The sequence below is a fragment of the Mycobacterium sp. ITM-2016-00318 genome, from assembly GCF_002968285.2.
In the GTDB taxonomy this organism is placed as follows: Bacteria; Actinomycetota; Actinomycetes; order Mycobacteriales; family Mycobacteriaceae; genus Mycobacterium.
Genome location: NZ_CP134400.1, coordinates 3,076,970 through 3,103,237, shown reverse-complemented (window position 1 = coordinate 3,103,237; position 26,268 = coordinate 3,076,970). Strand labels below are relative to the sequence as shown.

The window sequence follows — 26,268 nt, the reverse complement described above, 5'->3', positions numbered from 1 at the left end:
ATCGGATCAGTCTCCGGTGACTGCGGCGTACATGGTGTTGAACTCCTGGGTCTGCTCGTCGGTGAGCGGCGCCCAGGACTTCAGCCTGGCGGCGTCGGCCGCCGGCGGAACGATCAACGGGTTCTTCGCCAACGCCGGGTCGATCTTGTCCAGTTCGTCGTTCATCTCCGATAGCACGGGGACGTACTGCACGAAGGCGACCAGCTTGGCGTAGTTGGCGCGGTCGTAGATGTAGTTGATCCACTCCTCGGCAGCGGCCTGATTCTGCGTCGTGTACGGGATGGTCATCGTGTCGATGAACCAGTCACCGCCGGATTCGGGGATGATGAACTTCAGGTCGGGGTTGTCCGCCTGCAGCTGCACCACGTCGCCCGAATAGGCTTGCGCGACAGCGATGTTGCCCGCCGCCAGGTCGTCGGCGTAGTCGTTGCCGGTGAAGCGGCGGATCTGACCCTTCTCCTTCTGCTCACGCACGAGGTCGACGGCCTTCTGGACCGCTTCGGTGGTGGGATCCTCGACGGAGTTGCCCTGGGACAGCATGATCATGCCGAGCCCGTCCTGGATGTCGGAGAACAGGCTGACCCGGCCCTTGAACGCGGGATCCCACAGGTCGTCGATACCTTTGATGTCCTTTCCGGTGGCCGCCTTGTTGTAGGCGAGCCCGACCATGCCGGTCATGTAGGGAGCGGTGGTCTTGCGGCCCGCGTCGACCTTGGTGTTCAGCAGGTCCTCGCGGAGGTTCTTCTTGTTGGTCCACCGCGCTTCGCGGATCTCGTTCAGCCAGCCGAGTTGCAGGATGCGGGCGGCCATGAACTGGGTCGGCACCACCAGGTCGGCGCCGATGTCCTGCTTGCGCGACAGCGGTTCCTTGACCTTGGCGAACCACTGTTCGTTGTCGTTGAAATCTTCCTTGTAGTCGACGGTGATCTTGGTCGTGTCCTGGAAGGCGGCGACGAATCCGTCGGCCATGTAGAGCGGCCAGTTCGAGACGCGGAGGCTGCCCGATGCTGGGGCGCCGTCGTCGGGCGGAGCGGACGCCGACGGCGATTCGCCGCCGCCCGAGTCGGATCCGCACGCCGCGAGGAATGACGGGCCGAGGATGGCCGCGGCCGCCGCGGCGGCGCCACCACCCATGAAGCGGCGACGCGAGGTGCGGTTGGTGGCGAGGCGGGACAGGAGCCGGGGATCGATTTCGCTGGGCATAGCAGGTGCGCCTTTCGTGGATTCCGGGGAGAAAGGGAAGGGATCGAATGCGGAGTCGTCATTGCTCCTCGCGTGCGCATCCGCTACGAGTCGTCGAGCATCTCCTCGAGGTCCTCGGTGGTGGGAATGTCGGCGGCGGGAAGCACCAACGACGCCTCGGGTGCCCAGCTGACATGGACGCTGTCGCCGGGACGCAGCAGCGGCAAATCCTGCTCGGCCCCGACATGCGCGACGATCGTCGAGTCGTCCGGCGCGGCAAGCAGCAACCGCACGACAGGCCCCTGGAAGGTGAGGTCGGTGACCGTCGCGGGAACTCCTGCGACGTCACCGGTCGGCGCCTCCATGGACACCCGAACCCGTTCCGGCCGGATCATCAGCGTGGCTTGACCGCCGGGCTCGATGGTCGTGTCGCCCGCCCTGGACTTCAGCGAGCTGCCGAGCACCTCGACCTGGACGAACTCACCGTCGGCCCGTCCGGTCTGCTTGCCCGCCCACAGGTTCGCCTGTCCGATGAAGCTGGCCACGAAGACCGTCGACGGCCGATCGTAAATCTCGGTAGGGCTGCCGATCTGGTCCACGTTGCCTGCGTTCATGACCGCGATGCGGTCACTCATCGTCAACGCTTCCTCTTGGTCATGGGTGACGTAGACGAACGTGATGCCGACCTCGCGCTGAATCCGCTTGAGCTCGAACTGCATCACCTGGCGAAGCTTGAGGTCGAGCGCACCGAGCGGCTCGTCGAGCAGCAGCGCGCTGGGATAGTTCACCAGCGCGCGCGCCAACGCCACTCGCTGTTGTTGCCCGCCGGACAGCTGGGCCGGTTTGCGCTTGGCGAAGTCGGTGAGCCGAACGATCTCGAGCAGTTCGTCGACGCGTCGCTTGACCTCCGCCTTGTCCTTCTTCATGCTGCGCGGCCCGTACGCGACGTTGTCCCACACCGTCATGTGCGGAAACAGCGCGTAATGCTGGAACACGGTGTTGACGTTGCGCTTGTGCGGAGGCACCCGCGAAACGTCCCGGCCCTCCAACCGGATGGCGCCCTCGGTCGGGGTCTCGAAGCCGGCGATCATCCGCAGCGTGGTCGTCTTGCCGCAACCCGACGGACCGAGCATCGAGAAGAACTCGCCGGAACCTATCGCGAAGTCGGCCTCGTTGACAGCCACATAATCGGAGAAGCGCTTCGTGACGTTGTCGATCTCGATGACCGGGCTGCCCTTGGCGCGCGCGGTCCGGTCCCGTCCCGTCGTCTGGTCCGACTGGGTGGTGTGTATGTCGGTCAGGGCGGTTCCTCCCTAAAGCCCCCGTAGCTTTCGGGGTAAACAATCGCGGATTGCGTCGCCCTTCGCAAGCGATTCCGCAACGAATTTACACATTCACGATGGAATCACTCGCCGGTGCGCGGTGCAGGGGACAGATTTCGCGGGTGCGGTCGCAAACGAACAACGGCTGGCAGTCGCCAGCCGGGGAGTGCACGCGTCCTCCAGAACTGTCAGCTTAGTTTCGGGGTCGGGTCCTCGGGGGTAGGTGAACGTAATGGCGAACGTTGATGTGGCAGTGCCGACCGACCTGGCTCCGCAACAGGCTTGGAAACTGGCCTCGGATCTGCACCGCTTCGACGAGTGGTTGACCATATTCGGCGGTTGGCGCAGCGAGGTGCCGTCGGAGATCGAGGTCGGCACCTGCGTGTCCGCGTGCATCAGACTCAAGGGTGTCCGCAACATCATCCACTGGCGGGTGACCCGATACGACGAGCCGAACCTGATCGAGATGAGCGGTGCCGGTCGCGGCGGTATCAGGATCGGCTTGACGATCGAGGTCCAGCCCAGGAAGCAAGGCGCCAAGTTCCACGTTGTCGCTGACTTGTCGGGCGGTGTGCTCAGCACACCGGTGGGTCGGCTGGTGGCTCGATTCGTCAAGTCAGAGGTTGCGCAGTCCGTCACCAATCTGGCCGCGCTGCGTTAACCCCATTCGTGGTTCATGGCACGGGATTCGTAGCGTGCCTCGACGGTTTCGTTACCGCCCGCCTGGACCCGCGACAGCGCGATGAGCACCATCGCCAGCACGCCGGTCACCGCGCCCCCGACGAAGATCGCGACGAAGCTGCTCTCCAAGGGCACAGCCGGGTCGCCTCCTGTCCGTCCGAGCAGGACGGCGACCAGCGCGGCGGCGATGGAGCTGCCGATGGTGCGCGCAATGGCGTTCATGCCGGTGGCGACACCCGTTTCGCCTGCGGTGACCTCGCTGACCACCAGCGCGGGTAGCGCGCCGTAGCCGAGGCTGATGTACGCGTTGGCCAGGATGCAGGCCACGATGACCTGCCACGGGGCCGAATGCATGAACGCGATGAACAGAAAGCCGGTGATGCCGACGGCGGCAGCGACCACGAGGACCGGCCGGGCGCCGAAGCGGTCGATGAACCGGCCGCTGGCCAGGGCGACGATGAAGCCGGTGAGGGCACCGGGCAGCAGATAGATGACGCTGGCCTCCAGCACGGTCGCGCCGAAACCGTATCCCGCTGCCTCGGGGGGAATCTGGACGAACAACGTCAGCCCGAGGAACGCGAAGTACAGCCCCATGCCGACGAAGATGGTGGCCAGGTTGGTCAGCATGATCGGGCGCCGGCTCAGCATTCTCGTCGAGACCAGCGGTTGCCTGGCCCGCCGCTCCCACAGCCACCAGCCGACCGTGATGAGGACTCCAACGACCGCGCTGCCCAGCGTGCGAAGCGACGTCCAGCCCCAGGTGTTGCCCTGGGTGATGGCCAACAGCATCGCCGAAAGGCCGGCGGCCAGGCCGACGGCGCCGAGCCAGTCGATCGATCCCGTCGCACTGCGCGGGCGGGAGGGCACCACGAGGATCACGATGGCGATGACGACGACGGTGAATGCGGTGGTGAGCCAGAAGACGCGGTGGTAGTTGGCGCCGTGGTCCACCAGCAGTCCCACCACCACGAGGCCGGTGCCACCGCCGAAACCGAGAGTTCCTGAGAGCACCGACATCGCCGAGACCATCCGGCCCTCGGGCAGTTCCTCACGCAAGATCGCGACGCCGACGGGATAGAGGCCGAACGAGGCGGCCTGCAGGATCCGGCCGGCGATCAGCAGCGGCAGCGACGACGTGGTGGCGGCCAGCACCGATCCCGCCAGCACGACGCCCAGCACGATCAGCAGCACCCGCTTCTTGCTGTGCAGATCGGCGAGCCTGCCGATCAGCGGGGTGGCGGCCGCGGCGGCAAGCAGGTTCGCGGTGACCGCCCAGCTGACCCCGACGGTGGATGCGTCGAGCTGGTCGGCGATGATGCCGAGTACGGGTACCACGGCGGTCTGCAGCACGGCGACGGTCAGCACCACGATGCTCAGCCCGACGATCAGCGCCCGTGGTCGTCGAATCGGCTGATGGGAAGCTGCGGAGCGAGTCGGTTCCGCCCTGACCACTCCATGCTCCGATCGTTAGCTCATCTTTGGTTCTATCGATTATGTCTTTCATCCAGTAGCGCCACCAATCGATCATGCGGCAGGCGCGGTGACCGGTGCCCGTCCCGACCGACCATGTCGTCGTTGACGACGAGCGCGTTGAGGACCGCTTCCTCGACCGACTGCACCACCGCGGTATAGAGGTCGTCCATCCGGCCCCACGGAATGAAAGAGATGGTGCCGAATTCGTCGGCCGCCACAGGTCCGATCGGGAACGCGCTGGCCAGCCTTGGCGCGTCGGCGGTGGAGAAGGCCAGGAAGATGTCGCCGGAGAAGTGGCTGCCCGTGGTGCCGCTCCCGACCTTGTACTCGTAGCACTTCATGCCGGTCCCGCCGCCGACGGAACCTTCGGCGACGGGTCCCGGTCCGGCGGCGTCGAGTGCGGCTTCGACGTGTTCGGGTCGCACATGGCCGCCGTTGATGTCATTGAGGTAGCCGTCCCATGTTTCGCGCACACCGGTAGCAGCCACTGGGGCCAGTCGAGGATTGACCCGGTTACCCAGCGGATGACACCGGTGTGACAGACGCCGACCGAGTGCGTATTCGACAGCACCACAGGCAGATTGAACGACCCGGCCTCGTCGATCCACTTGGTGCCGGTCATCTCGCCATTGCCGTTGAGCGGACCCGGATTGCCGCGCAGGACGATGCCCAGCGCCCGCGCCTGTGGTCTGCCGTCCTCGGTATGGGTCCCGGTCTCTGCACGAATTTAGCGGTGCTGTCGGCCAACTGATCCCGTCATGATCGAATAGATCCCATGACACAAGGGGGCCAGTCATCGAGCGCGCTGACAGCGCCGACGTTCAGCGGCCGCACGCCGTCCGGCGCGGGGGATCTGTCGGTCGAAACGCACGGCATCGCGCCGATCCGGGAGGACCAGCGTTACGGCAGCCCGTGGCGACTCTTCACCGTATGGTTCGCGCCACAGGTCAATATGACCGGCGTCTTCACCGGCGCGCTGGCGATCGCGCTGGGCCTCGGATTCTGGCTCGGCCTGCTCGCCATGGTGATCGGCACGGTGCTCGGCTCACTCGTCGTGGGATATCTGTCCACATGGGGTCCCCGCACGGGCACGGCGCAGCTGCCGAACTCCCGGATGGCCTTCGGCGGTGGAGTGGTGCTTCCCGGTGTGCTGCAGTGGCTTTCGTCGAACGCATGGGATGCGCTGGTCGGGCTGTTCGGCGGGGAAGCGCTCTCCGTACTTCTCGGCATTCCGTTCTGGAGTGCGGTCCTCATCGTCCTGGCCGTACAGGGTGTGGTCGGCTTCTTCGGTTACGAGATGATTCACCGCATCCAAGCCGTGCTGACGGTGGTTCTGCTGGTCACCTTCGTCGTGTTCGCGACGAAGCTGGCCGCGGGACACCAGATCGTCACCCCTGCAAGCGTGCACGGCGCCGATCTCGCGGGCGCCTTCGTGCTGGAGGTGACCATCGCGCTGAGCCTGTCGATCTCGTGGGCGAGCTACGCGGCGGACTTCAGCAGGTACCTGCCCGCCGACTCGTCGCGGCTGCGGGTGTTCGGCTGCACGTTCGCCGGAATCGTTTCGGCGTACATCTTCGTGCAGGGGATCGGCATCGCAGCAGGCGATCTAGTATCCGAGCACACCGCCGACGGCGTCAGGTCGGTGATGGGCGGGGGCGTCCTCGGGGCGCTTGCACTGGTGATCATCGCACTCGCGTCGATCGGTTCCGGCGTCATGAACGACTACAGCGGATCGCTGGCGCTGCAGACCATCGGGGTGCGTGTGCGCAGGCCGATATCGGCGGTGGTCGTCACTGCGATCGCGTTCGCGCTGATTCTGTGGCTGCACGGCGGCGAGACGGCGTCCCGATTCGAGCACATGCTCCTACTGGTGAGCTACTGGATTCCGGCATTCGTCGCGGTGGTGGTGACCGACTGGGCGCTGCGTGTGCGTGGCCGGGTGTCGTTCAATCCCGCCGATGAACACACCGAGCGTGATGACGCGATCGCCGCTGTGGTCGCTTTCGTAGCGGCCTACGCCGCCGCCGTCCCGTTCATGAACACCTCACTGTTCACCGGCCCCGTCGCGGCGGCCTGGCACGGCGCCGATGTCGCCTACTTCGTCAACTTCGTTGTGGCGGCGGCACTTTACGGCGGCTATCGGCTTCTGCGGTCCCGCCCGGCCAACTTGGACAGGTAAAGCCAGGTCGGTCGATATCCGTGCCGTTGATACAGCCGGATGGCGTCGGTGTTGCCCGCGAGCGCGCCGAGAATCATGTCGTCGACGCCGAGTTCGTGCAGGTGCGCTTCCAGTCGCTCGAGAAGCTCCGAGCCGAGCCCGGTTCCGCGATAGGCGGGCAGCACGCTGAGCGACTCGATCTCACCGACGCGGTCGCCGGTGCGCCAGGTGTCCTCGAGCCATGAGCCGGCGACGGGCATCAGGTGCGTCAGGCCGTATCCGATCGGCTCGTCATCAACGATCGCCAACATCAGCAGGGTGTCCGACTTGGCCAGCAGTTCTTCGTAGAGCTTCCTGCGGGCCCGCCAGGTCTCGGTGTCGTCGACATAGGGCGCCATTTCCGGCATGGATTCGATGTGGCGGGATGGACGGCCACCCATAAGGATTCGACGAGGTCCAGGTCGGCTGCGCTACCTACCCGCAGCTGCCACGCCGGTGCCATCCGGTCACGCTAACGTCGCTACGGCGTTTGTGAAATCCGCGCCGGGGTTAAATAGTGATCATGCGTCCTGGCACACTTGCGAAATCGGCATCGGCTGTTTTCGTCACGGCGGCGGCCGGGAGCCTGGCCAGCCGACCCGCGGTCGACTCGAAATGGTATGCCAAGCTGCGTAAACCGTCCTTCCAGCCGCCGCGGCAGGCATTCCCGATCGTCTGGCCCATCCTCTATGCGGACATCGCCGCTGTGTCGGCCTCGACGGTAAACCAGTTCGAGGAGCAGCGTCAGCCAGAGAAGGCGAGCGCGTATCGGAAAGCCCTCGCGGTCAACCTGCTGCTAAACGGCAGCTGGTCATGGTTGTTCTTCAACCGCCGCATGCTCGGCACCTCGGCCGTCGCCGCAGCGGCGTTGACCGTGAGTAGTGCCGATCTGGCGAGGCGGGCCGCGAAGCTCAAGCCGAGCCGGGGAGTGGTGCTGACGCCTTATCCGCTGTGGTGCGCCTTCGCAACGGCACTGTCCACCCGCATCTGGATGCTGAACCGTTGATGGCCGAGAAATCTGAATCCGAGGGCGACGAAGAACGCCAGCGCCTCGCTGACCGGGTTCTCGGGCGGTTGGAAGACGCGGTCTACTGGGGGATAGCCGTCGTTCTGATCGTCGGATCAGTCGCCTTGCTGGTCGCGCAATTCAACACGATGTTGACGCTGCGCAATGCCCCCGCCAAGGCCGTCATGCTCGACATTCTCGACGGGCTGCTGCTCATCTTCATTTTCGTCGAATTGCTCTACGCCGTGCGGGCCTGCCTCCGGTCACACGAGATCGTCGCCGAGCCCTTCCTCATCGTCGGCATCCTGGCAGGCATCAAAGAGATCGTGGTGCTCTCGGTGGAAGCCGCGACGCTCCTGGAGAAGGGCCCGGCCTTCTCGCGCGCGGTCGTGGAAATCGGCGTTCTCGCCGGCGTCGTCCTGGCACTCGCTCTTTCAGCCTTCGTGCTGCGTGAGCGCCGCCGCGACACCAACGACGTCGGCGAGGACTGCGACGAGGACGAAAAGCAGCCCTCTAAGTCCTGACTTCGTGGGCGGCGAGCGCTCACTCACGTACAAATTCTGCGACCGAAACCGTACACGGCTGCGCGCTCGCGGTTATGTATGCCAGCATATATAGCGTGGTCAGCAATCCGCGGGAGCGCATGGTCGTATCCGCCGCCCTGTTGATACGCGAGCGCGGTGCCGCGGCCACCGCGATATCGAATGTTTTGAAGCACAGCGGCGCGCCGCGTGGATCGGCCTATCACTATTTCCCCGGCGGCCGTATGCAGCTGCTCGAAGAGGCGACCGATTACGCGGGCGCATACATCGCGGCCAAGATCGAGGCCGCCGAAAGCTCCGTCGAGCTGTTGGACGAGCTGATCGGGATGTACCGCCAACAGCTGGCCGCCAGCGACTACCGCGCGGGCTGCCCGATCGTCGCGGTGACGGTCGAGGCGGGCGATCCCGACAATCCTGAGCGCACAGGGAAGGTCATCGAACGCGCGGCGGCCGCGTTCGCGCTCTGGACCGAGCTGATCGGTCAGCGGTTGGTCAACGAAGGTGTCGACTCGGCGCACGCCGAAGAACTGGCGATGCTGGTGACCACATCGATCGAGGGCGCGATCGTCGTCGCCCGCGCGTCCCGAGACGTCAAACCACTCGACCTCGTCCAGCGTCAGCTCCGCGGCCTTCTCAATGCCGCGACCGCCGAAGGGAAATCCCGATGACCAACGACTGGCAGGCGACCGCCTGCATCCTGTGCGAGTGCAACTGCGGCGTCACCGTGCAACTGGAGGGGCGCACGCTCGCCAAGATCCGCGGCGACAAGGAACACCCTGCGTCGAAGGGCTACACCTGCAACAAGGCGCTGCGGCTCGACCATTATCAGAACAACCGCGCCAGGCTGACCTCCCCGATGCGACGGCGTGCCGACGGCAGCTACGAGGAGATCGACTGGGACACCGCGATTACCGAGATCGCCGAGGGGTTTACACGTATACGGGACACCTACGGCGGCGACAAGGTCTTCTATTACGGCGGCGGCGGCCAGGGAAACCACCTCGGCGGCGCTTATTCGGGGGCCTTCCTCAAAGCCATCGGCGCGCGGTACCGGTCGAACGCTCTGGCACAGGAGAAGACCGGTGAGGCCTGGGTCGACGCTCATCTGTACGGCGGGCACACACGAGGAGAATTCGAACACGCCGAGGTGTCGGTGTTCGTCGGCAAGAACCCGTGGATGTCGCAGAGCTTCCCGAGGGCCCGCACGGTGCTCAACGACATCGCCAAGGACCCCGCCCGCGCGATGATCGTCATCGATCCCGTCATCACCGACACCGCGAAGATGGCCGACATGCACCTTCGGGTGCGGCCCGGAACCGACGCGTGGTGCCTCGCGGCGATGGCTGCGGTGCTCGTAGGAGAAAACCTCTGCGACGAAAGGTTTCTGGCTGACCACGTCAATGGCACCGACGCCGTTCGGGATGCGCTTCGCGACGTGCCCGTCGGCGACTACGCGCAGCGGTGTGGCGTCGACGAAGAGTTGATCCGCGCGGCGGCGCGGCGCATCGCCGGTGCGAGCTCAGTGGCGGTTTTCGAAGACCTCGGCGTCCAGCAGGCACCCAACAGCACCCTGTGCTCCTATCTCAACAAGCTGCTGTGGATTCTCACCGGCAACTTCGCCAAACGTGGAAGCCAGCATCTGCATTCGGCATTCGCGCCCTTGTTCACCTTCGGAGGTGTCGGGCGGACGCCGGTGACCGGTGCACCGGTGATCTCGGGTCTGGTGCCGTCGAACGTTGTGCCGCGAAACATTCTGACCGACCATCCGGACCGCTTTCGGGCGATGATCGTCGAGAGCAGCAACCCGGCGCATTCGGTGGCCGACTCCGCGGCGTGCCGGGAGGCGTTCCAATCGTTGGAGTTGATGGTGGTCATCGACGTCGCGATGACGGAGACGGCCCGGCTCGCCCACTATGTGCTGCCCGCGGCGAGCCAGTTCGAGAAGCCCGAGGCGACGTTCTTCAATCTCGAGTTCCCGCACAACACCTTTCATTTCCGGCATCCGCTGATGGCGCCGCTGCCGGGCACACTGCCGGAGCCCGAGATCTGGGCCCGGCTGGTGCGGGCGCTCGATGTGGTCGACGAGGTCGACCTGAAGCCGCTGCGCGACGCCGCCGACAAGGGCCTGGACGCGTACGCGCAGGCGTTCCTGGGGGCGGTCAGCGCCAACCCGGCGATGTCGCGGGTGCTCCCGTTCATTCTCTACGAGACGCTGGGTTCGACACTGCCCGAGCATCTGAGGGGCGCTGCGGCGCTGTGGGGGCTGGCGCAGAAGACGGCTATGACCTATCCCGACGCGGTGCGGCGCGCCGGCCACGCCGACGGCAATGCCCTGTTCGAGGCGATTCTGGAAAGCCGTTCGGGCGTGACGTTCACCGCGCACGAGTACGCGGACGACTTCGCGCTGATCGCGCATCCCGATCACAAGATTGCGCTGGAGATGCGCGAAATGCTCGACGAGATCCGGGGATTGCGTGATGCCCAGTCTGCGTTGACGACGTCGGAGTTTCCCGTCGTGCTCTCGGCGGGCGAACGTCGCGCATACACCGCCAACGACATCTTCCGCGACCCGACCTGGCGTAAGCGCGACACCGACGGTGCGCTGCGGGTCAGCGTCGAGGATGCCCAGGCTCTGGGCCTGGTGGCCGGTGGACGCGCGCGCATCACCACCGCGGCGGGCAGTGCCGAGGCGAGCGTCGAGATCAGCGAGGCGATGCTGCCCGGGCACGCGTCGTTACCCAACGGGCTCGGGCTCGAGTACGTCAACGAGCAAGGCGAGGTGCAGGTGCCCGGTGTCGCTCCCAACGCGCTCACGTCGACGGAGTGGCGCGACCCCTACGCAGGCACGCCGTGGCACAAGCACGTGCCTGCCCGCATCGAGGCCGTAAAGAGCGCCGCCGCAGTGTGAATCAGTTGAGGCCCGGCCGCTTCTGCGCCGCGCCGTGCACGCCTTCGGTATACGCGGTTTCCGCGTGCTGGGCGAGATCGATCCCGGAGATCTCGTCTTCGCGCTCGATGCGGAACCCGAATGTCACGTCGATGACCTTGCCGATGAGGAACGACACGACGAACGCGAACAACGCGACCACCGGGATCGCCAGCGCCTGCTTGCCCAGCAGGGACAGTCCGCCGCCGTAGAACAGGCCCTCGACGCCACCGGACACGACTTCGGCGGCGAGGAGCCCGATCAGGAAGGTGCCGACGACCCCGCCGACGAAGTGCACACCGACGACGTCGAGCGAGTCGTCGTAGCCGGCCTTGAATTTCCAGCCGACCGCGAATGAACACACCACGCCTGCGGCCAGTCCGACGACGAATGCGCCTATCGGCGCGACGAATCCGCACGACGGTGTGATGGCGACCAGTCCAGCGACCACACCGGAGGCCGCGCCGAACGTCGTCGGCCGCCCGTCCCGAAGCCGTTCGACGAAGATCCAGCCCAGCATCCCGAGGCAGCCGGCGATCAGCGTGTTGAGGAAGACCACCGAGGCCTTGCCGTCCGCGGCGAGCGCCGAGCCCGCGTTGAAGCCGAACCAGCCGAACCACAGCAGCCCCACACCGAGCAGCACGAACGGAAGGTTGTGCGGACGCATCGCCTCGGACTTGAACCCGATCCGCGGGCCGAGCACAAGCGCCAGCGCCAGCGCGGACGCCCCGGACACGATCTCGACGACCAGGCCGCCCGCATAGTCGACAGTTCCGAACGAGGCCAGCCAGCCGTCGGGGCCCCAGACCCAGTGCGCGACGGGCGCATAGATGGCCACGGTCCAGACGGCGACGTAGATCATCCATGCCGAGAACCGGGCGCGGTCGGCGATCGCACCGCAGACCAGTGCGGCGGTGACGATCGCGAAGCCGAGTTGGAAAGTGAGGAAGAGCAGTTCGGGGATACCGGACCGGACGGTCGTCGGATCGATTCCGAGCAGGCCGAAGTGGTCGAGGTTGCCGATGAGCCCACCGCCGGCGTCCTGACCGAAGGCGAGCGAATAGCCGGCGAACAACCACGCGATCGTCACGACGGGGATGGAGATGAAGCACATCATGATGATGTTGAGCACGCCCGTCGACCGGACCATACCGCCGTAGAAGATGGCGAGACCGGGTGTCATCAACAGGACCAGTGCTGTGCAGGCGAGCACCCAGGCGGTCGCGGCCGGGTCGATCTCCATCGGCGACTCCTTCGTCTTCGGCAAAAGGCTCGCAGAATTATGACCCGTCAGGATTGGTAGCGGACGCGAACCCCGCGATGGGGCAGCAAAACGATCCCGCGTCGGACCTGACGGTCCCCGCGGTCATGTACGGCCTCGAATCGGCCGGAACTCAGCAGCGTCTGCAGGACCACGGTCAGCTCCAGGATGCTGAAGCTCGCACCGAGACAACGCTTGATGCCGCCGCCGAAGGGGATCCAGGCGTACGTCGGCGGGTTCGCGTCGAGGAAACGCTCAGGCCGGAATTCCTGTGGTCGGTCGTAGGTCGTGGCGTCGAGATTCACTTCGCCGATATGCGGAACGATTCGGGTCCCGGCCGGCACCGTGTATCCGCCGAGTTGATAGTCGCCGACTGTGTAGCGCCCGGTGAAGGGCGAGGGTGGGCGGATGCGGAGCGTTTCGTTGATCACCGCCTGCGTGTACGTGGTCGACTCGGCTGCGTCGGCCTCCGCCTGTACCTTCGCCATCGCGTCAGGGTGATGCAGCAGCAGGTCGACCATCCAGGCCAGCGTCGTCGCCGTCGTCTCATGGCCCGCGAGCACCAGCGTCACGAGATCGTCGCGAACCTCTTTGTCGCTCAGATGCTCTCCGTCCTCACCGCGGGCGGTGAGCAACAGCGACATGATGTCCGTGCGGTTCTCCAAGCCAGGGTCCTCGCGGCGGGCCGCGATCATCGGCGTCAGCAGATCGTCGATGCCCCGGTTGGCGCGGTCGAGCTTGGGCCAGCGCTTGAGTCCGCCGACCGAGTGCAGTGCGACCCGCACGATCAGCTGTTCCGACGATCCCAGGTCGAGCAGTGTCTCGAAGGGGTGCCCGAGACGGCTGCGTTCGGCGTGGTCTTCGACTCCGAACATGACGCGGACGATCACGTCGAGCGCGAGATCACGGGCTGCATGCAACATCTCGAACGGCTTGTCCGCCGGCCACGACGTCAGTGCCTCCTGCGTGCTGTCGGCGATGATGGGCCGATAGTTCTCGAGTGCCTTGCCGTGCAGCGGCGGCGTCAACAGCTTTCGTCGGCGAAGATGCTCAGGCTCCTCTTGCACGAACATCGAGCCCGTTCCGTAGATGAGCGCCGACGGGCGCACTCCCTTGCCGCCCAGGAGGACGTCGGGCTTCTCGGTGAACACCTGCTTGACCAATTGCGGGTCCTTGATGAGAACCACGGGGATGCCGGGTAGCGGGATCGACACCATTGGTCCGTACCGCGCGAAGAGTCGACGTATCAACCATTCGCCCGCGACCAGATAGCCAGCACCGCAGGCGGCGGCGACGAACGGGCGCAGCGGCGCGATCGCCCGGGGGCCCGGCGGTGGTGGTGGTCTGATCGTCGCCGTCTCGGCGGGTCGGTCGGCGGCGGTCATCTAAGGCCCTTTAGGACTTGAGCGCTTTCGCGTTGATGGCGTAGGGCCGCCTGCAAGCCGACCGATTGTCGAGACACCGGGAAGCGATGAAACGGTCTTGAAGACCTCATCGCTTGTCGCGACAAGCGACTCGAGCTGGGGTAGCAGGTGATCCATGGTCCGAATCATGGGATCAGCCAGCGCCAGGAATCGTTCGGCACGATCGATCGCTTCGTTCAGGCGTTCGGTGGCGGTCGCTATGTTCTCGAGCATATCCGGGAGTTGAGCGGCGATTTGAAGGGTTGCGGGCGGGATCCGCATCGCACCGCCGGCGATCGACTGCGCGGTCTCTGCGGCCGCTTGTGCTGCGGCCTTGACCTCTTTGGGCCCCGGCGTCTTTCGGCTGGTCATAAGGATCACTGTGCCGCACGGTTGCCTGCGCTGTCAGCCGGTTGTCGATAGGCGATCATTCCGCGGGAGAGCTTGCGCCGAACGGCGGGCCTGGCTGCACGCTACAGCGAGAACGGTCAGCAGCATTCAGCTGAGGATGGTGCCGGCGAGCACCAATTTGCCGAGCGCTCGGCCGTGGTCGCGCCGACATGAACGGCCCATCGGGAGCCAACCCATAAAATGTTTGCGCACCAACGTGTTTCACGCATACAGCCACCCTGTGGTCTATCGTCACTGTGACGTAAATAGACGCGAGACAGGGTAGCGGTGGGGAATAGAAAAGCTCGTCTGCGGTCACGTCGACTCCGACTGAGTGGTCAGCGGCAATCAACGCCATGTGCCGCGGGCCGACCGACTGCCCATTGGTTGTGGGCTATGGGCTGGCGTGGACGTTGGTGTCCAGGCGATTGGATACCGGATCGCATCCAGATGCGCGATGTCGAGTAGAGGCCCCGGCCCACATCGTTCCGTCACAGTGACGTATCCCTCTGCGGGAGTAAGCTTTTGGAGAGGACCTCAAGGGGCACCGGTACGGAGTCGGCGGCGCCCGGTCCGCAAGCGAGATATTTGCGCCCACCTCGCGGTCATCTGTGCTCACGGTGACTGTGTCGAACTCGGTGCTCAAATGCGACGATCATTCGCGGAGCAAAAGACGTGGTGCCATTTGCGGACGGAACGGGCCGCCACCGCCCTTCACCGAGGTCGAGAAAATGCCGATAAGCCACATTATGTCAACTCACGTTCGTCGCCACGCCCAAGTCGTTAAGATACCGTCGCCAAGCATGGGCATCCCCGAGGTCGAACCGACAGCACCGTCGCCATTGTTCAAGGCAGGCGCCAAGCTGATGAGCGCGGACGCCGCGCGCCGGTTCCTCAAGCGTTACGGCTGGCGCATCGACCGCGCCGTCATCAAGCTGACGAACGGTCACTTGTCGATGTCGCTGGTGCTGCCCGAGGTACTGCTCATTCACACCGGCGCCAAGACGGGCAAGCAGCACAGCACCCCGCTGACCTACTTCACCGACCGCGGCCGGGTCATCACGATCGCATCCAACTACGGCGGCGAGCGCCATCCCGCCTGGTACCACAACATCAAGGCGAATCCCCGCGTCACGCTGTCGGCGCGTGGCTACACCGGCACCTTCGTCGCCGAGGAGATGACCGGTGCTGAACGCGACGGGCTGTTCGACCTCGCGAAGCAGTTCGTTCCAAACTATGCCGACTACGAACAAATGGCCGGCCGACGGCGCATTCCGGTCGTGGCGTTCACCGAGACGACGCATAACCCCACGCCGTCCGGGTAGCACCGTAGGGTGCTCGGGAGAACTCCGGCGATGGCACTGCTGATCCTCACGGCGGCGGCGTGCGCGATGGAGGCGCCGAACGGCGGCGGTCCCACAGGCAATCACCTACTAGAGACGGCCGCCCCAGCGACGGCTCCGATGGACCCCTCGGGCGGCCGCTTACATGCGCGGCCTCGCCCGCCGACCGCCGCACCCGCCGCGCCAGGATTCCACCAGCTGACCGATGCGCTGCTCTACGTCCCCACCGGCTACCGCCCGGACACCCCGACGCCGCTGGCCGTGATGCTGCACGGCGCCGGCGGCGATGCCCGCGGAGGAATCGACCCGTTCCTGCCGCTCGCCGACGCGGCGGGCCTGCTGCTGGTGGCCGTCGAGAGCGCGGACGCGACCTGGGACGTGATTGTCGAGTCGTTCGGGACCGACGTGGCGCGAGTCGACACGGCACTGGCCCATATGTTCGACCGCTACGCGGTGGACCCCCGACATCTGGCCGTCGCGGGCTTCTCGGACGGCGCCTCGTACGCATTGTCGCTAGGGCTCACCAACGGCGACCTGTTCAGCCACGTCATTGCCTTCTCCCCCGGTTTCGCCGCTCCCGGGGAACCGGTCGGTGAGCCGGCCATCTTCATCACTCACGGTGTCGATGACCGAGTGTTGCCGATCGACCAGACCAGCCGCCGGCTGCGCCCCCGGCTCGAGCGGGCGGGTTATCCGCTGACCTACGAGGAGTTCGCGGGGGGCCACGTGGTGCCCGGCGACCGGACGCGGCGCGCGCTCGAGTGGTTCCTCGGCTAGATGACCGGAGTTGCGATCCTCGTGCGGGAGTACGCCTATGGAGCGCCCCGTGCAGCGCGTGCGTGCTTGGCTCGCCACAATGGTTACGTGGTCGAGCCGAGCAAGTGGATGCAGAAGGTCGCAGCCAATCCGGGACATTCGCATTGGTACGTCGAACGTTTCCGTTCCATGGCGCGCGCCGGGGAGGATCTGGCCGGCGAGGCTCGTCTGGTTGACGCGGTTGCGTCCCGCGGCGCCCGCATTCTGGATGCCGGTTGTGGCCCCGGCCGGTTGGGCGGACATCTCGCGGCGGCCGGTCATCACGTGGTCGGTGTCGACGTCGACCCGGTGCTGATCCAGGCGGCCGAACAGGACCACCCAGGACCCCGGTGGCTTGTCGGCGACCTCGCCGAGCTCGACCTGCCCGCGCGGGGCATCACTGAGCCGTTCGACCTCATTGTGTCGGCCGGCAACGTCATGTCGTTCCTCGCCCCGAGTACCCGCGTGCAGGTTCTGACCCGGCTCCGTGCCCACCTCGCAGCCGACGGTCGAGCGGTGATCGGCTTCGGCGCGGGTCGCGGTTACGCCTTCGGCCAGTTCCTCGACGACGCAGCAGAGGCTGGCTTCACACCGGATCTGCTGCTGTCAACCTGGGACCTGCGGCCGTTCACTGAAGACTCCGAGTTCCTCATCGCCCTGCTTCACCCGTCGTAGGTCATCTCACGCAGGGGACGCTGCCGGTGCTCATCACGGTGAGATTCGTCGGCGTCGGAGCTGCCTCACCAATGGCTGTCGCGGCCACCGTGGTCGGGCTCGGTATCTGCGTTGTGGTGGCGTCCGCTGTGGAGGCCAGCCCGTCGACGTACTCGGACGTGGGAAAGTCGGTGCCGACGGTGAGCAACACGGTGTCGGGTGCAACGGCATCGGAGGCGACGGCGCTCAGGCCTGTCTCGTCGGCCAGTGACTCGGCGGCGGATTGCGCTCCACTGCCATAGGTGATGCTGCTCGCCGCGCTCACGGAGTCGGCGGTGCCGACTGATCCTTCGATGAAGTCGTCCTTCGCCAGCGCCTTCTGGACACCGGCCGCCACCCCGTCTAGGCCGGCGGCGTTGACCACGTCGAGGGTGACGTGCTGTGCGGAGGCGCGGTCGCTCTCTGTCCTAGATTGGGCGGTGGACGGGTCTTCACCGGATAACAGCTGCTGAGTGATGGTTCGGATAGCTTCTGCGTCGACGATGTTGACGTCTTCGCCGTCCGGCAGGGTGCGGAAATCAGTGACGGGCAACGTATAGAACTCGACCGACCTATCGATCGCCGCCGACGCGAACGGAACCAGTTCTGCCAGGTCGAAGCCTGCGTCGACGGCAAGGTTCTGCTTGGCGACGTCCAGCAGGGCGTGCAGCTTGACGGGGTTCCACAACGTACCCCCGTGGCGTACTGCATTGACGACCGACGCCATGAAGGCCTGCTGTCGGCGGGTTCGATCGAGGTCGGTGAACAGAACGTCGTTGGCGTCGCGTCGTTGCCGCACGAACGACATCGCCTGCGCCGCGTCGATCTGTTGAGTGCCCGCATGAAACTCGGCGCCGGAGTAGTACTGGTCGGACGTGTCCTCGCTGAGGCACACCGTGATCGGCTCCACCACGCGCGCGATCTGAAAAAAAGCGCCCAGGGTGATCTCGACGAAGTGATCGATGGGTATCTGCAGCAGATCCTTCACCGCGTTGATCTGCGCCTTGCGGCCGGCCTCCCGCGCCATTTGTTCACGCGCCGCCATATCGGTCGACGCAGCCGACGACTGGCTGTCGTCAGTGGTCTGAGAGTCAATGACACTCTCGTACGCGAGCCGGTACGCCGCTTTGATCTTGCCCTGACAATCCGGCGTCGGGCAGTCGGGCAGTTCGACGTAGTCGTCGCGGGGAACGGAGATCGCGGTGACGGGCCCATCCCCCGCCGGTACGTGCACCACGATGAGCACGTCCGCGTCATAGCTGCCCGACGTCTCGTCGCCGGCGTGCATCGCCCCGAGAATGTCTTCGTCGAGCGGCCGGCCCTGCTGGTCGCGGCGGCTATCCAAACCGATGAGCAGGATGTTCTGCTCGGCTCCCGTTGACGGCGAGGCACCGTCCAATGCCGTCGAGGTGGTGATCCCTTCCGACACGTCGTGGTAGGTGTTCCATGCGATCGCGGCGAGAACGACTATCACGCTCACGACCAATCCCCCGAGCGCCTTGACCGAGACTCGCGACGAACGGCCGATCGACCGGCCATCGGCACGGTGTCGCCCTCCTGTGGCCGGTCGGGATTTATCTGAATCCCAGCCGCTTTGTCTCATAACAAACCGGGATTCCCCCGCGGCAACGCGTTTAAGCAGCAATGCCGCTGTACGGTTGCGACCGTGAATTTCACTCGAATGTCCTCTCTCGCGGTCGTAGCGTCTGCGGCTCCCCTGCTCATGATGCCCGCGGCATGCGGATCGGACTCGGATACGGCGGCTTCGTCGACCACCACTTCGTCCTCGATTGAAGCGAACCCGTTCTCGGTCCCCGAATCCCCCACCCCGGACAGCACGTGCCCCACTGCCGCGCCTGCGGGCGGCGGCACACCCGAATGGACAGTGCCCGGCTCCACCGGCAGTGTCGCGGTGACCGGCTCCACCGATACGGCGGCGCCACGCGTCGACGTGCAGGCTCCGTTCAGCGTGACCGAGACCCAGGTGCAGACCCTCAAGCCGGGCGACGGGCCCGTCGTCGCGGACAACGCCACGGTCCTGGTCTGCTACATGGGCGTCAACGGACGCGACGGGGCGGTGTTCGACAACAGCTAGGAGCGTGGAACCCCCGTCGACTTCTCACTCGACAGCGTCGTGAAGGGCTTCCAGAAGGCCATCGCGGGACAGAAGGTCGGATCCACGGTCGGTGTCGCGATGGCCTCAGCCGACGGGTACCCCGAAGGCGAGCCCCGAGCCGGGATTCAGCCCGGAGACTCGCTCGTCTTCGCGATCAAGATCCTCGACGCGTCGAGGTAGCCGACGCTAACGCTTCCTTCCATCGGGCGTCGCCCCGTTGGCGTTGCCTGTGCCGCCGAGTCAATACGCGTTGGCCGGCTACCGATCCCAAGATTGTCGGTCGGGAGGCTCGTTCCGGTTGTTGTTGTCAGTGCGGCTTCAGGAGCGGCCGCAAATCATCCAACCGGTCGAACAGATGCCAGACGTAGGAGGACGAGCCGTTCTCCCGATGGACATGCAGATCGGCGAGCTCGGGATCATTGCAATAGCTATCGAAGGCGTCCTTCGAGTCCCATTCGACGAGAATGAGGACGGTGCGCGGTTCGATGTCGCCGAGGACGGACTCACGGAACTGCCCGAGCGCGACGACGCGACCGCCGTGCTTGGCCACCTCTTCCGGCGATCGCTTCGAGTATGCGAGGTACTCGTCGCGGCTGGCGAGGTCGAAGAGGTTGAGCGCATAGACCGTCACCCGCGCGACAGTACCGGGCCGTTTTACGCTTTCGACCAATTGGTGATGGGACGACCTCTCGCAGCGCCGATACTTGAATGATGTCGGTGGTGGCCGAATGCGCACTCGTCAAGGCGGCGATCGAGCGGGTCAAGTCCTTGGTGTCGCCGCACGTCCCCCGACCGCGAGCGGTCACGCTCGGCGATATCGCTGTAGCGGCCGGGTCGACGGCAATGACTACCGAGATGGTCGGTGATTCTTCTGGCGCATCCATCGCTGCACACAGGAGGTTCGCGACTCGGAACGCGGCCTCGCTGAGGTTGGCTGGGCGAACCGACCATGGGCTGCAAGAACAGATGACTGTGGCGGCAGCAGCCGCCCAACGCGGTGTACTGCGGCTCGACGCAATCGCCGGTCAGACGCAAGCGACGCGGCAAGCGGGTGCAGTTGCGATCTCACCGGCGGCTCAGCGCGCCATCTTGGCCGCCCTGCGCCTGCAGCTCTCCCGTGCGAAGGGAGTCGTCGACTCGATCAGCCGGCAGAGCGCCGAACTGGCCGGGCGCATCCAAGGTCTCGACTACGAATTCCCATATGCGCCAACACCTCTGGAGCAGCCGCTTCCGCAAGGACCGATCGTCTGGTGTCTGCGGCCACGCGGGACGTTCGGTTCGTATCGATGCTCTATTCTTTATCCCGACCTCAGCGTCAGCACGTACTGGAGTCCGACCGACGACACCAACGGATCGGCATGAGACGGCCCGGTTGCTCAGGAGGTCATAGTGAACAGCCATGACGATGATGACGCGGCTCTTGAACAGCTGCAGCAGTACGCCTTTCACATGGAGCCGCAAATCACCACCCACGGCGGCGTTTGGACGGCGTTCTACCCTGGAGCGGACTGGTCGGTATCGGGCAGCACCAAGAGCGAAGCGCTCAAACGACTCGGCGACGAGTTCGCTCGGCGCCAGAATGACGGCGCCGACCCGCTCGCTTACGCCGACAGAATCTATCTCGAGCACCTGCGCGAGCCGATCGACGGCATCTATGCCGTCGACAACGAGCTGTACCGCCAGCTGATCCACGCGCCGGCAGAAGAGCGCGAACGCGTAGTCCGAGAAGCCGAACGCAGACGGCGTCTCGGACAGACCTACACGCTGGCCGACTACCGGCGTGACTCCGCCGGCTAAGACGTCGCGCTCTCTCGTGCCTTCTCGAGTTCGGCGATCAGCGCGTCGACTTCGGCGCGGCGCTCGGCGGGCACATTCAGCGAGTAGAACGTGCCGACGTTGACGATGACCTGAAGCAACTTCTCCTTTTGGCCGCCGAAAAGCTTCTTGCGTCGGCTGAACTCCTTGACCTGAGTTCCGGAGTACCTGTCCGCCGGGTTGCGGCCACGCGAGGTGTTGGTGCGCAGCTTCTCGACCCAGTTGCCGTCGACGACAATGCTTTCGCCATCTATCCCATCGATTCGGAACATCCGGTGATGGTAACGGGCCACAGCGGACAGGTCCTCGTTTCCGGTCAGCCGTTCGGGCAGCTCGTCGTCGGGAGGAACAGCGACCAGCACCACCCCGGCGGCAGCGGCGGAGTCAGGTTCGGCGGAGGCGGCGGAGGCGGAGGCGGCGCCTCGCCTTCGAAGATGTTGTGAGCCACGTTGCCCTGCCCGCTGTAGACGTACCAGTAGGTGTGGCAGACGCTTTCATCCAGACCACGGGGTAGACAGCCTTGTTGCCGGTCTCCACGGGTGGGTCGCCCGGGCACCAGGTGCACGGCCCCTCGGGGCTGTCCTCGGGGCAACCGGGCCAGGCACCCCTCTGCGGCAGCGGGGCGATCGGTCCGGCCGTGGCGGTGCCCTCGGCCAGCCCCACCCCGGCGACAGCGACGCCTACCGATAGCAGCGTCCCGGCCAGGATCCTCTTTCCCTTGTTCATGACGTAATCCTTCGCTCATGTGCCACGCCTGTGGCGTCGATGGGGTAACTGCACAGGAGGCCTATCGCTACCGATCCCAACAATCAGTCGGTGTCACCGTCGCCCGGCTCGTTCACCTTGTTCTGCCACCGCGCCTGACGCTCGCTATCGCTCTGCTCCCACCACGGCGGCGAGCCCCGCTCGCCCAGCGCGACCTTGGCCGCCTGAACACCCGCGCGGGCCGCCGATTCCCCCACTGTTCCCTTCGTGCGGCGCACCTCGCGGCGCCAAGCCATCAGGAGTTTGGTCAGCTCTTCACGTCGTTCCTCGGGTATCGCGGGGTCCGTCGCGCGCCATCGGCGGCCGTTGATGACGACGTAGTGGCCGTCATCCGCTTTGGCCGGCTCGTTCATCCCCCGCTCGCAACCGTGTCGATCGCCCGGTAGATCCGCTGCTCGCTGACCGGGCGCGGGGTACCGAGCTGCTGGGCCCACAGGCTCACCCTCAACTCCTCGATCTGCCAAGCGATGTCGCGGACGGCATTCGATTGTTGTCGCGCGCTCGGGAGTGCCCGCAGGAGTTCGTCGTAGGCATCCTCGACGGAATGCACCTGCCGCATGCGCTGCCGGTCAGCCTCGATCCCGTGGGGCAACCGGTCGAGACGTCGCTGGATGGCGGTCACATAGCGGACCAGGTCCCTCAGACGTGCTCGCCCGGTCGCTGTCACGAAGCCCGGAGACAGCAGCCGGTCCAGCTGTGCGCGGATGTCATCGATGGCGTCGGCCTGCGTGGCCGACGGTCGTTCAGGCAGCAGCAGATTCACCTCGTGCAGGGCAACGAGCACCTTCTCGACATGGCCAATGAGGTCGACGGTCACCGCGGCCAACCTGTCCGCCACGTCGTCAAGCAGCGTGGCGAACTCGCGTGCAGTCCATACCGGCCGCGACACCAGCGCATCCACCGCGGCATCGGCGCAGTCGTCGAGAAGTGTGCGCAGCGAGCCGTCCGGGTTGGTGCCGAGTGTCAAGCGGGTCCGCACATCCAACTGCCGCTCAACCGCTTTCACCGGTGACGCCACACTCAGCCGCAGCAACCGTCGAATACCGGGCCGCATCGCGCCGTCCTGCTCGGTTGATGTCGCGAACACCCGCAGGTCGACCGAGTTGCCCGCGTCGACGAACGCGGGATAGCCGCGCACCATTCGACCACCGACCGAGCGTTCGACGATCCGCGGAACTTCGACCAGATCATCGGGCCACCCGCGCAGTCCTGTGCGCTCCAGCTCGCCGCCGACCGCATCGGCGACAGCGCTTTGCGCCGTCGTCGCCAACTCCTCCTGTAGAAGGGTGAGGTCCTTGCCCCTTGCGACCTCGGCGCCGTCGGCGGACTCGACGGCGAACGTCACCCGCAGATGCGGCGGCAGCTTGCCCAGGTCGAACGCGTCAATGGGCACCAGAACACCGGAGCGACGGCGTAATTCGCGCTGCAAGCCCTCCAGCAGGGGCTCGGCGGCCGGGTCGATCCCGGCCATCACCGCGCGCACCGTATCGGGGGCGGGAACGAAGTTGCGGCGCAGGGTCTTCGGTAGTGAGCGGATGAGCTCGGTGATCAGTTCCTCGCGCAGCGCGGGCACCTGCCATGCGAATACATCACCGCCGAGACGGGCGAGAACGTCGATCGGAACATGCACCGTCACGCCGTCGTCGGCCGCACCTGGCTCGAAGCGATATGTCAGCGGCAGGGCGACATCGCCGGTCTGCCACGTGTCCGGCCGGTCGGCCCCCGCCCCGTCGTCAGTGCGTAGCAGGTCGTCGCGGGCGAAGGTGAGCAGGTTCGGTGTCTTGTGCCGCTGCTTCTTCCACCACGCGTCGAAATGCCGCGCGGACACGACATCCGCGGGCACCCGCGCGTCGTACAGCGCATAGATGTCATCGTCGGTGACCAGCAGGTCACGACGCCGGGCTCGCTCCTCCAACTCCTCGAGCTCGGCTTTCAGGCGGGTGTTGTCGCGGAAGAAGTGATGACGGGTCTGCCACTCCCCCTCGACCAGCGCGTGGCGGATGAACAGCTCGCGGGCGAGCGGCGGGTCGATCTGCCCGTAGTTCACGCGGCGGCGCGTCACGAGCGGCAAGCCGTACAGCGTCACCCGTTCGTAGGCCATCACCGCACCGCGCTGGGCGTCCCAGTGCGGCTCGCTGTGCGTGCGCTGTACCAGATGTGCGGCAACGCGTTCCACGTCCTCCGGCTGGATCCGCGCGGCGGTGCGCCCATAGAGCCTGCTGGTCTCGACCAGGTCGGCGACGACGATCCAGCGCGGTGGACGTTTCGTGAGCACCGAACCGGGCGCCAGCACGAACTTCGAGTTGCGCGCGCCGAGGAATTCGCGGCTATCGCCCTCGCGCATCCCGATGTGCGACAACAGGCCTGCGGTCACCGCGGCGTGGATGCGTGCGGCGTCGGCAGGCTCGTCCTGCTCGCGGATGCCCATGTCGCGGGCGATGCTGCGCAACTGGCCGGTGAGGTCCTGCCACTCGCGGATGCGCAGATAGTGGAGGAACTCCTCGCGGCACATCCGCCGAAATGAGCTGCCGGAGCGCTCATTTCGTTGCCCCCGCAGATAGCGCCATAGGTTGAGGTAGGACAGGAAGTCGGAGTTCTCGTCGGCGAACCGGGCGTGCTTCTGGCGGACCGCCTCCTCCTTGTCCGCGGGCCGCTCGCGCGGATCCGGGATGGCCAGCGCCGCGGCCAGCACCAGAACTTCGCGCACGCAGTTCTCCGACTCGGCCGCCACGATCATGCGGGCCAGACGCGGATCGACGGGCAACTGCGCAAGCCTGCGGCCGAGCGGGGTGAGCGCACCGTCACCGTCGAACGCGCCGAGCTCCTGCAGCAGCTGCACCCCGTCACGAACGCTGCGCCGCTCCGGCGGATCGAGAAACGGAAAGCTCTCCATATCGCCGAGCGCGAGCGCGGCCATCTGCAGGATCACCGCCGCGAGATTGGTCCGCAGGATCTCGGGGTCGGTGTAGCGCGGTCGCGTTGCGAAGTCGTCCTCGGAGTACAGTCGAATGCATACGCCGGGCGCCACCCGGCCGGAGCGGCCCGCCCGCTGTGCGGCCGACGCTTGTGAGATCGGCTCGATCGGCAGCCGCTGGACCTTCGTCCTGCGGCTGTAGCGAGAGATCCGGGCAGTGCCGGGGTCGACGACGTAGCGGATCCCCGGCACGGTCAGCGACGTCTCGGCGACGTTGGTGGCGAGTACAACCCGGCGGCCGGTGTGCGGGGCGAAGACCCGCTGCTGTTCGGCGGTCGGCAGCCGGGCGTATAGCGGCAGCACTTCGGTGTTCTTGAGATGTCGCAGAGCCTCTGCCGTGTCCCGGATCTCGCGTTCACCGGACAGGAAGACCAGGACGTCGCCGGGCGGTTCCTTCTCGAGCTCCTCGATAGCGTCGATGATCGCTTCGGTCGGGTCGCGCACCTCGGTGCGCACCACTTCGTGATCTGGATCGTCGGGGTCGTCGTCGTTGGTCGACGGAACAGTCACTTCCAATGGGCGGTAACGGATCTCGACAGGATAGGTGCGCCCCGACACCTCCACGATCGGAGCACCGCCGCTGAGTCCATTTTCGGCTCCGCCGCTGAGCCCATGTTCGGCTCCGCCGCTGAGCCCATGTTCGGCTCCGCCGAAGTGCGCCGCGAAGCGTTCCGGTTCGATGGTCGCCGACGTGACGATCACCTTCAGATCCGGTCGACGCGGTAGCAACTCGCGAAGGTATCCGAGCAGGAAGTCGATGTTGAGGCTGCGCTCGTGGGCCTCGTCGAGGATGAGGGTGTCGTACCGCAGCAGCCGGCGATCGCGCTGGATCTCGGCGAGCAGGATGCCGTCGGTCATCAACTTGACCAGCGTGCGATCGCTGACCTGATCGGTGAACCGCACGGTGTAGCCGACCGTTTCGCCGAGCGGCGTGCCCAGTTCGTCGGCGATGCGCTGGCCGACGGTGCGGGCGGCCAGCCTACGGGGCTGGGTGTGTCCGATCGTGCCGCGAATCCCGCGACCGATGTCGAGACAGATCTTGGGCAGCTGAGTCGTCTTGCCGGACCCGGTCTCCCCCGCCACCACGACCACCTGGTGCGCGCGTATCGCTTCGGCGATGTCGTCGCGCCGCTCGCTGACTGGAAGGTCCGGGTAGGTGATCGCGGGCCGGGCGGCCTCCCGTGTGGCGATGAGCGCCTCGGCAGCTGCGAGCTCTTGAGCGATCCGTGCCACTTTGTCCGGGTCCGCGCCGCGGAGGTTCTTCAGCCGCCTGCCGAGCCGCGCGGCGTCCCTGATGGTCAGACCGTCGAGTCGCTTGCGCAATTGTGCAACGGACGGTTCGGCCACTCCAAAAACGATAGGCGCTATACCCCTGCTGCCCACT

25 protein-coding genes and 2 pseudogenes are annotated in these 26,268 nt (G+C 65.9%); 12 read left to right on the top strand and 15 right to left on the bottom strand.

The features are described 5' to 3' along the window. Positions 1-6: 6 nt before the first annotated feature. Both C6A82_RS15280 and C6A82_RS15275 read right to left on the bottom strand, forming a co-directional pair. Positions 7-1,203 (bottom strand): spermidine/putrescine ABC transporter substrate-binding protein, encoded by a 1,197-nt coding sequence (locus C6A82_RS15280; RefSeq protein WP_105345697.1) that lies wholly within the window; start codon positions 1,201-1,203, stop codon positions 7-9. Positions 1,204-1,286: 83 nt separating this feature from the next. Beyond that, positions 1,287-2,315 (bottom strand): ABC transporter ATP-binding protein, encoded by a 1,029-nt coding sequence (locus C6A82_RS15275; protein ID WP_396836814.1) that lies wholly within the window; start codon positions 2,313-2,315, stop codon positions 1,287-1,289. 421 nt (positions 2,316-2,736) lie between these two features. On the opposite strand from C6A82_RS15275, the gene C6A82_RS15270 reads away from it, so the two are divergent. After that, positions 2,737-3,165, top strand: coding sequence for an SRPBCC family protein (locus C6A82_RS15270; protein WP_105345693.1), 429 nt, complete (start codon positions 2,737-2,739; stop codon positions 3,163-3,165). Here the strand turns inward: C6A82_RS15270 and C6A82_RS15265 are convergent. The 3 genes and pseudogenes from C6A82_RS15265 to C6A82_RS15255 all read right to left on the bottom strand — a co-directional run. Next, a complete protein-coding gene (locus C6A82_RS15265) occupies positions 3,162-4,637 on the bottom strand; it encodes an MFS transporter (RefSeq protein ID WP_199193796.1) in 1,476 nt (491 codons plus the stop codon). The two genes, C6A82_RS15270 and C6A82_RS15265, sit on opposite strands and share 4 nt — an antisense overlap. A 32-nt stretch (positions 4,638-4,669) precedes the next feature. Then, positions 4,670-5,146, bottom strand: coding sequence for a P1 family peptidase (locus C6A82_RS15260; protein WP_255419246.1), 477 nt, complete (start codon positions 5,144-5,146; stop codon positions 4,670-4,672). Between the two features lie 80 nt (positions 5,147-5,226). Continuing rightward, a pseudogene (locus C6A82_RS15255) lies at positions 5,227-5,280 on the bottom strand (hypothetical protein); the annotation flags it as partial. A gap of 153 nt (positions 5,281-5,433) precedes the next feature. On the opposite strand from C6A82_RS15255, the gene C6A82_RS15250 reads away from it, so the two are divergent. Continuing rightward, entirely contained in the window at positions 5,434-6,837 is a 1,404-nt protein-coding gene (locus tag C6A82_RS15250; RefSeq protein ID WP_105345691.1) for a cytosine permease, read from the top strand. On the opposite strand, the gene C6A82_RS15245 is transcribed toward C6A82_RS15250, so the two are convergent. After that, positions 6,795-7,223 carry a GNAT family N-acetyltransferase gene (locus tag C6A82_RS15245; RefSeq protein WP_158261640.1) on the bottom strand — a complete coding sequence of 143 codons (429 nt, stop codon included), beginning with the start codon at positions 7,221-7,223 and terminating at the stop codon, positions 6,795-6,797. The genes C6A82_RS15250 and C6A82_RS15245 overlap by 43 nt on opposite strands. Before the next feature lie 155 nt (positions 7,224-7,378). Here C6A82_RS15245 and C6A82_RS15240 point away from each other — a divergent pair, with 155 nt between their 5' ends. From C6A82_RS15240 to C6A82_RS15225, 4 genes are all read left to right on the top strand, one after another. Next, the gene (locus C6A82_RS15240; protein WP_105345717.1) at positions 7,379-7,861 is read left to right on the top strand and encodes a TspO/MBR family protein; all 483 of its coding nucleotides are present in this window, start codon (positions 7,379-7,381) and stop codon (positions 7,859-7,861) included. After that, positions 7,861-8,385 carry a phosphate-starvation-inducible PsiE family protein gene (locus tag C6A82_RS15235; protein ID WP_105345687.1) on the top strand — a complete coding sequence of 175 codons (525 nt, stop codon included), beginning with the start codon at positions 7,861-7,863 and terminating at the stop codon, positions 8,383-8,385. Before C6A82_RS15240 ends, C6A82_RS15235 begins: the two co-directional genes overlap by 1 nt. A gap of 119 nt (positions 8,386-8,504) precedes the next feature. Further along, positions 8,505-9,071: a TetR/AcrR family transcriptional regulator gene (locus tag C6A82_RS15230; RefSeq protein ID WP_105345715.1), complete on the top strand. Its 567-nt coding sequence runs from the start codon at positions 8,505-8,507 to the stop codon at positions 9,069-9,071. Continuing rightward, positions 9,068-11,311, top strand: coding sequence for a molybdopterin-dependent oxidoreductase (locus tag C6A82_RS15225; protein WP_105345685.1), 2,244 nt, complete (start codon positions 9,068-9,070; stop codon positions 11,309-11,311). Before C6A82_RS15230 ends, C6A82_RS15225 begins: the two co-directional genes overlap by 4 nt. Position 11,312: 1 nt before the next feature. On the opposite strand, the gene C6A82_RS15220 is transcribed toward C6A82_RS15225, so the two are convergent. From C6A82_RS15220 to C6A82_RS15210, 3 genes are read right to left on the bottom strand one after another with little or no spacing between them, the layout of a single operon-like run. Further along, complete coding sequence (locus C6A82_RS15220) at positions 11,313-12,572, bottom strand: ammonium transporter (protein WP_105345684.1); 1,260 nt, start codon at positions 12,570-12,572, stop codon at positions 11,313-11,315. Between the two features lie 47 nt (positions 12,573-12,619). Then, entirely contained in the window at positions 12,620-13,975 is a 1,356-nt protein-coding gene (locus C6A82_RS15215; protein WP_105345682.1) for a cytochrome P450, read from the bottom strand. Continuing rightward, positions 13,976-14,365, bottom strand: coding sequence for a hypothetical protein (locus C6A82_RS15210; RefSeq protein ID WP_311101364.1), 390 nt, complete (start codon positions 14,363-14,365; stop codon positions 13,976-13,978). A gap of 821 nt (positions 14,366-15,186) precedes the next feature. Between C6A82_RS15210 and C6A82_RS15205 the strand changes: the two genes are divergently transcribed. The 3 genes from C6A82_RS15205 to C6A82_RS15195 all read left to right on the top strand — a co-directional run bounded on the left by C6A82_RS15205 (position 15,187) and on the right by C6A82_RS15195 (position 17,196). Further along, entirely contained in the window at positions 15,187-15,708 is a 522-nt protein-coding gene (locus C6A82_RS15205; RefSeq protein ID WP_105344255.1) for a nitroreductase family deazaflavin-dependent oxidoreductase, read from the top strand. Positions 15,709-15,738: 30 nt separating this feature from the next. Then, on the top strand, positions 15,739-16,503 hold the full coding sequence (locus tag C6A82_RS15200) for an alpha/beta hydrolase (RefSeq protein ID WP_199193703.1): 765 nt from the start codon (positions 15,739-15,741) through the stop codon (positions 16,501-16,503). Between the two features lie 87 nt (positions 16,504-16,590). Beyond that, a complete protein-coding gene (locus C6A82_RS15195; RefSeq protein ID WP_105344253.1) occupies positions 16,591-17,196 on the top strand; it encodes a bifunctional 2-polyprenyl-6-hydroxyphenol methylase/3-demethylubiquinol 3-O-methyltransferase UbiG in 606 nt (201 codons plus the stop codon). 1 nt (position 17,197) lies between these two features. Here the strand turns inward: C6A82_RS15195 and C6A82_RS15190 are convergent, their stop codons facing one another. After that, positions 17,198-18,817 (bottom strand): LCP family protein, encoded by a 1,620-nt coding sequence (locus C6A82_RS15190; RefSeq protein WP_105344251.1) that lies wholly within the window; start codon positions 18,815-18,817, stop codon positions 17,198-17,200. A gap of 78 nt (positions 18,818-18,895) precedes the next feature. On the opposite strand from C6A82_RS15190, the pseudogene C6A82_RS15185 reads away from it, so the two are divergent. Further along, positions 18,896-19,510, top strand: a pseudogene (locus tag C6A82_RS15185) (FKBP-type peptidyl-prolyl cis-trans isomerase). A 127-nt stretch (positions 19,511-19,637) separates the two neighbouring features. Here the strand turns inward: C6A82_RS15185 and C6A82_RS15180 are convergent. Further along, positions 19,638-19,961, bottom strand: coding sequence for a DUF1330 domain-containing protein (locus C6A82_RS15180; protein WP_105344249.1), 324 nt, complete (start codon positions 19,959-19,961; stop codon positions 19,638-19,640). 80 nt (positions 19,962-20,041) lie between these two features. On the opposite strand from C6A82_RS15180, the gene C6A82_RS15175 reads away from it, so the two are divergent. Continuing rightward, complete coding sequence (locus C6A82_RS15175; protein WP_311101363.1) at positions 20,042-20,692, top strand: hypothetical protein; 651 nt, start codon at positions 20,042-20,044, stop codon at positions 20,690-20,692. Positions 20,693-20,719: 27 nt separating this feature from the next. Beyond that, the gene (locus tag C6A82_RS15170) at positions 20,720-21,127 is read left to right on the top strand and encodes a hypothetical protein (protein ID WP_105344245.1); all 408 of its coding nucleotides are present in this window, start codon (positions 20,720-20,722) and stop codon (positions 21,125-21,127) included. On the opposite strand, the gene C6A82_RS15165 is transcribed toward C6A82_RS15170, so the two are convergent. The 4 genes from C6A82_RS15165 to hrpA all read right to left on the bottom strand — a co-directional run bounded on the left by C6A82_RS15165 (position 21,124) and on the right by hrpA (position 26,231). After that, a complete protein-coding gene (locus tag C6A82_RS15165) occupies positions 21,124-21,417 on the bottom strand; it encodes a hypothetical protein (RefSeq protein ID WP_105344259.1) in 294 nt (97 codons plus the stop codon). The two genes, C6A82_RS15170 and C6A82_RS15165, sit on opposite strands and share 4 nt — an antisense overlap. A 44-nt stretch (positions 21,418-21,461) precedes the next feature. Further along, the gene (locus C6A82_RS15160) at positions 21,462-21,701 is read right to left on the bottom strand and encodes a hypothetical protein (protein ID WP_142405927.1); all 240 of its coding nucleotides are present in this window, start codon (positions 21,699-21,701) and stop codon (positions 21,462-21,464) included. A gap of 253 nt (positions 21,702-21,954) precedes the next feature. Next, positions 21,955-22,263 (bottom strand): hypothetical protein, encoded by a 309-nt coding sequence (locus C6A82_RS15155; protein WP_105344243.1) that lies wholly within the window; start codon positions 22,261-22,263, stop codon positions 21,955-21,957. Beyond that, positions 22,260-26,231: an ATP-dependent RNA helicase HrpA gene (gene hrpA / locus C6A82_RS15150; protein WP_105344241.1), complete on the bottom strand. Its 3,972-nt coding sequence runs from the start codon at positions 26,229-26,231 to the stop codon at positions 22,260-22,262. Before hrpA ends, C6A82_RS15155 begins: the two co-directional genes overlap by 4 nt. Positions 26,232-26,268: the final 37 nt, after the last annotated feature.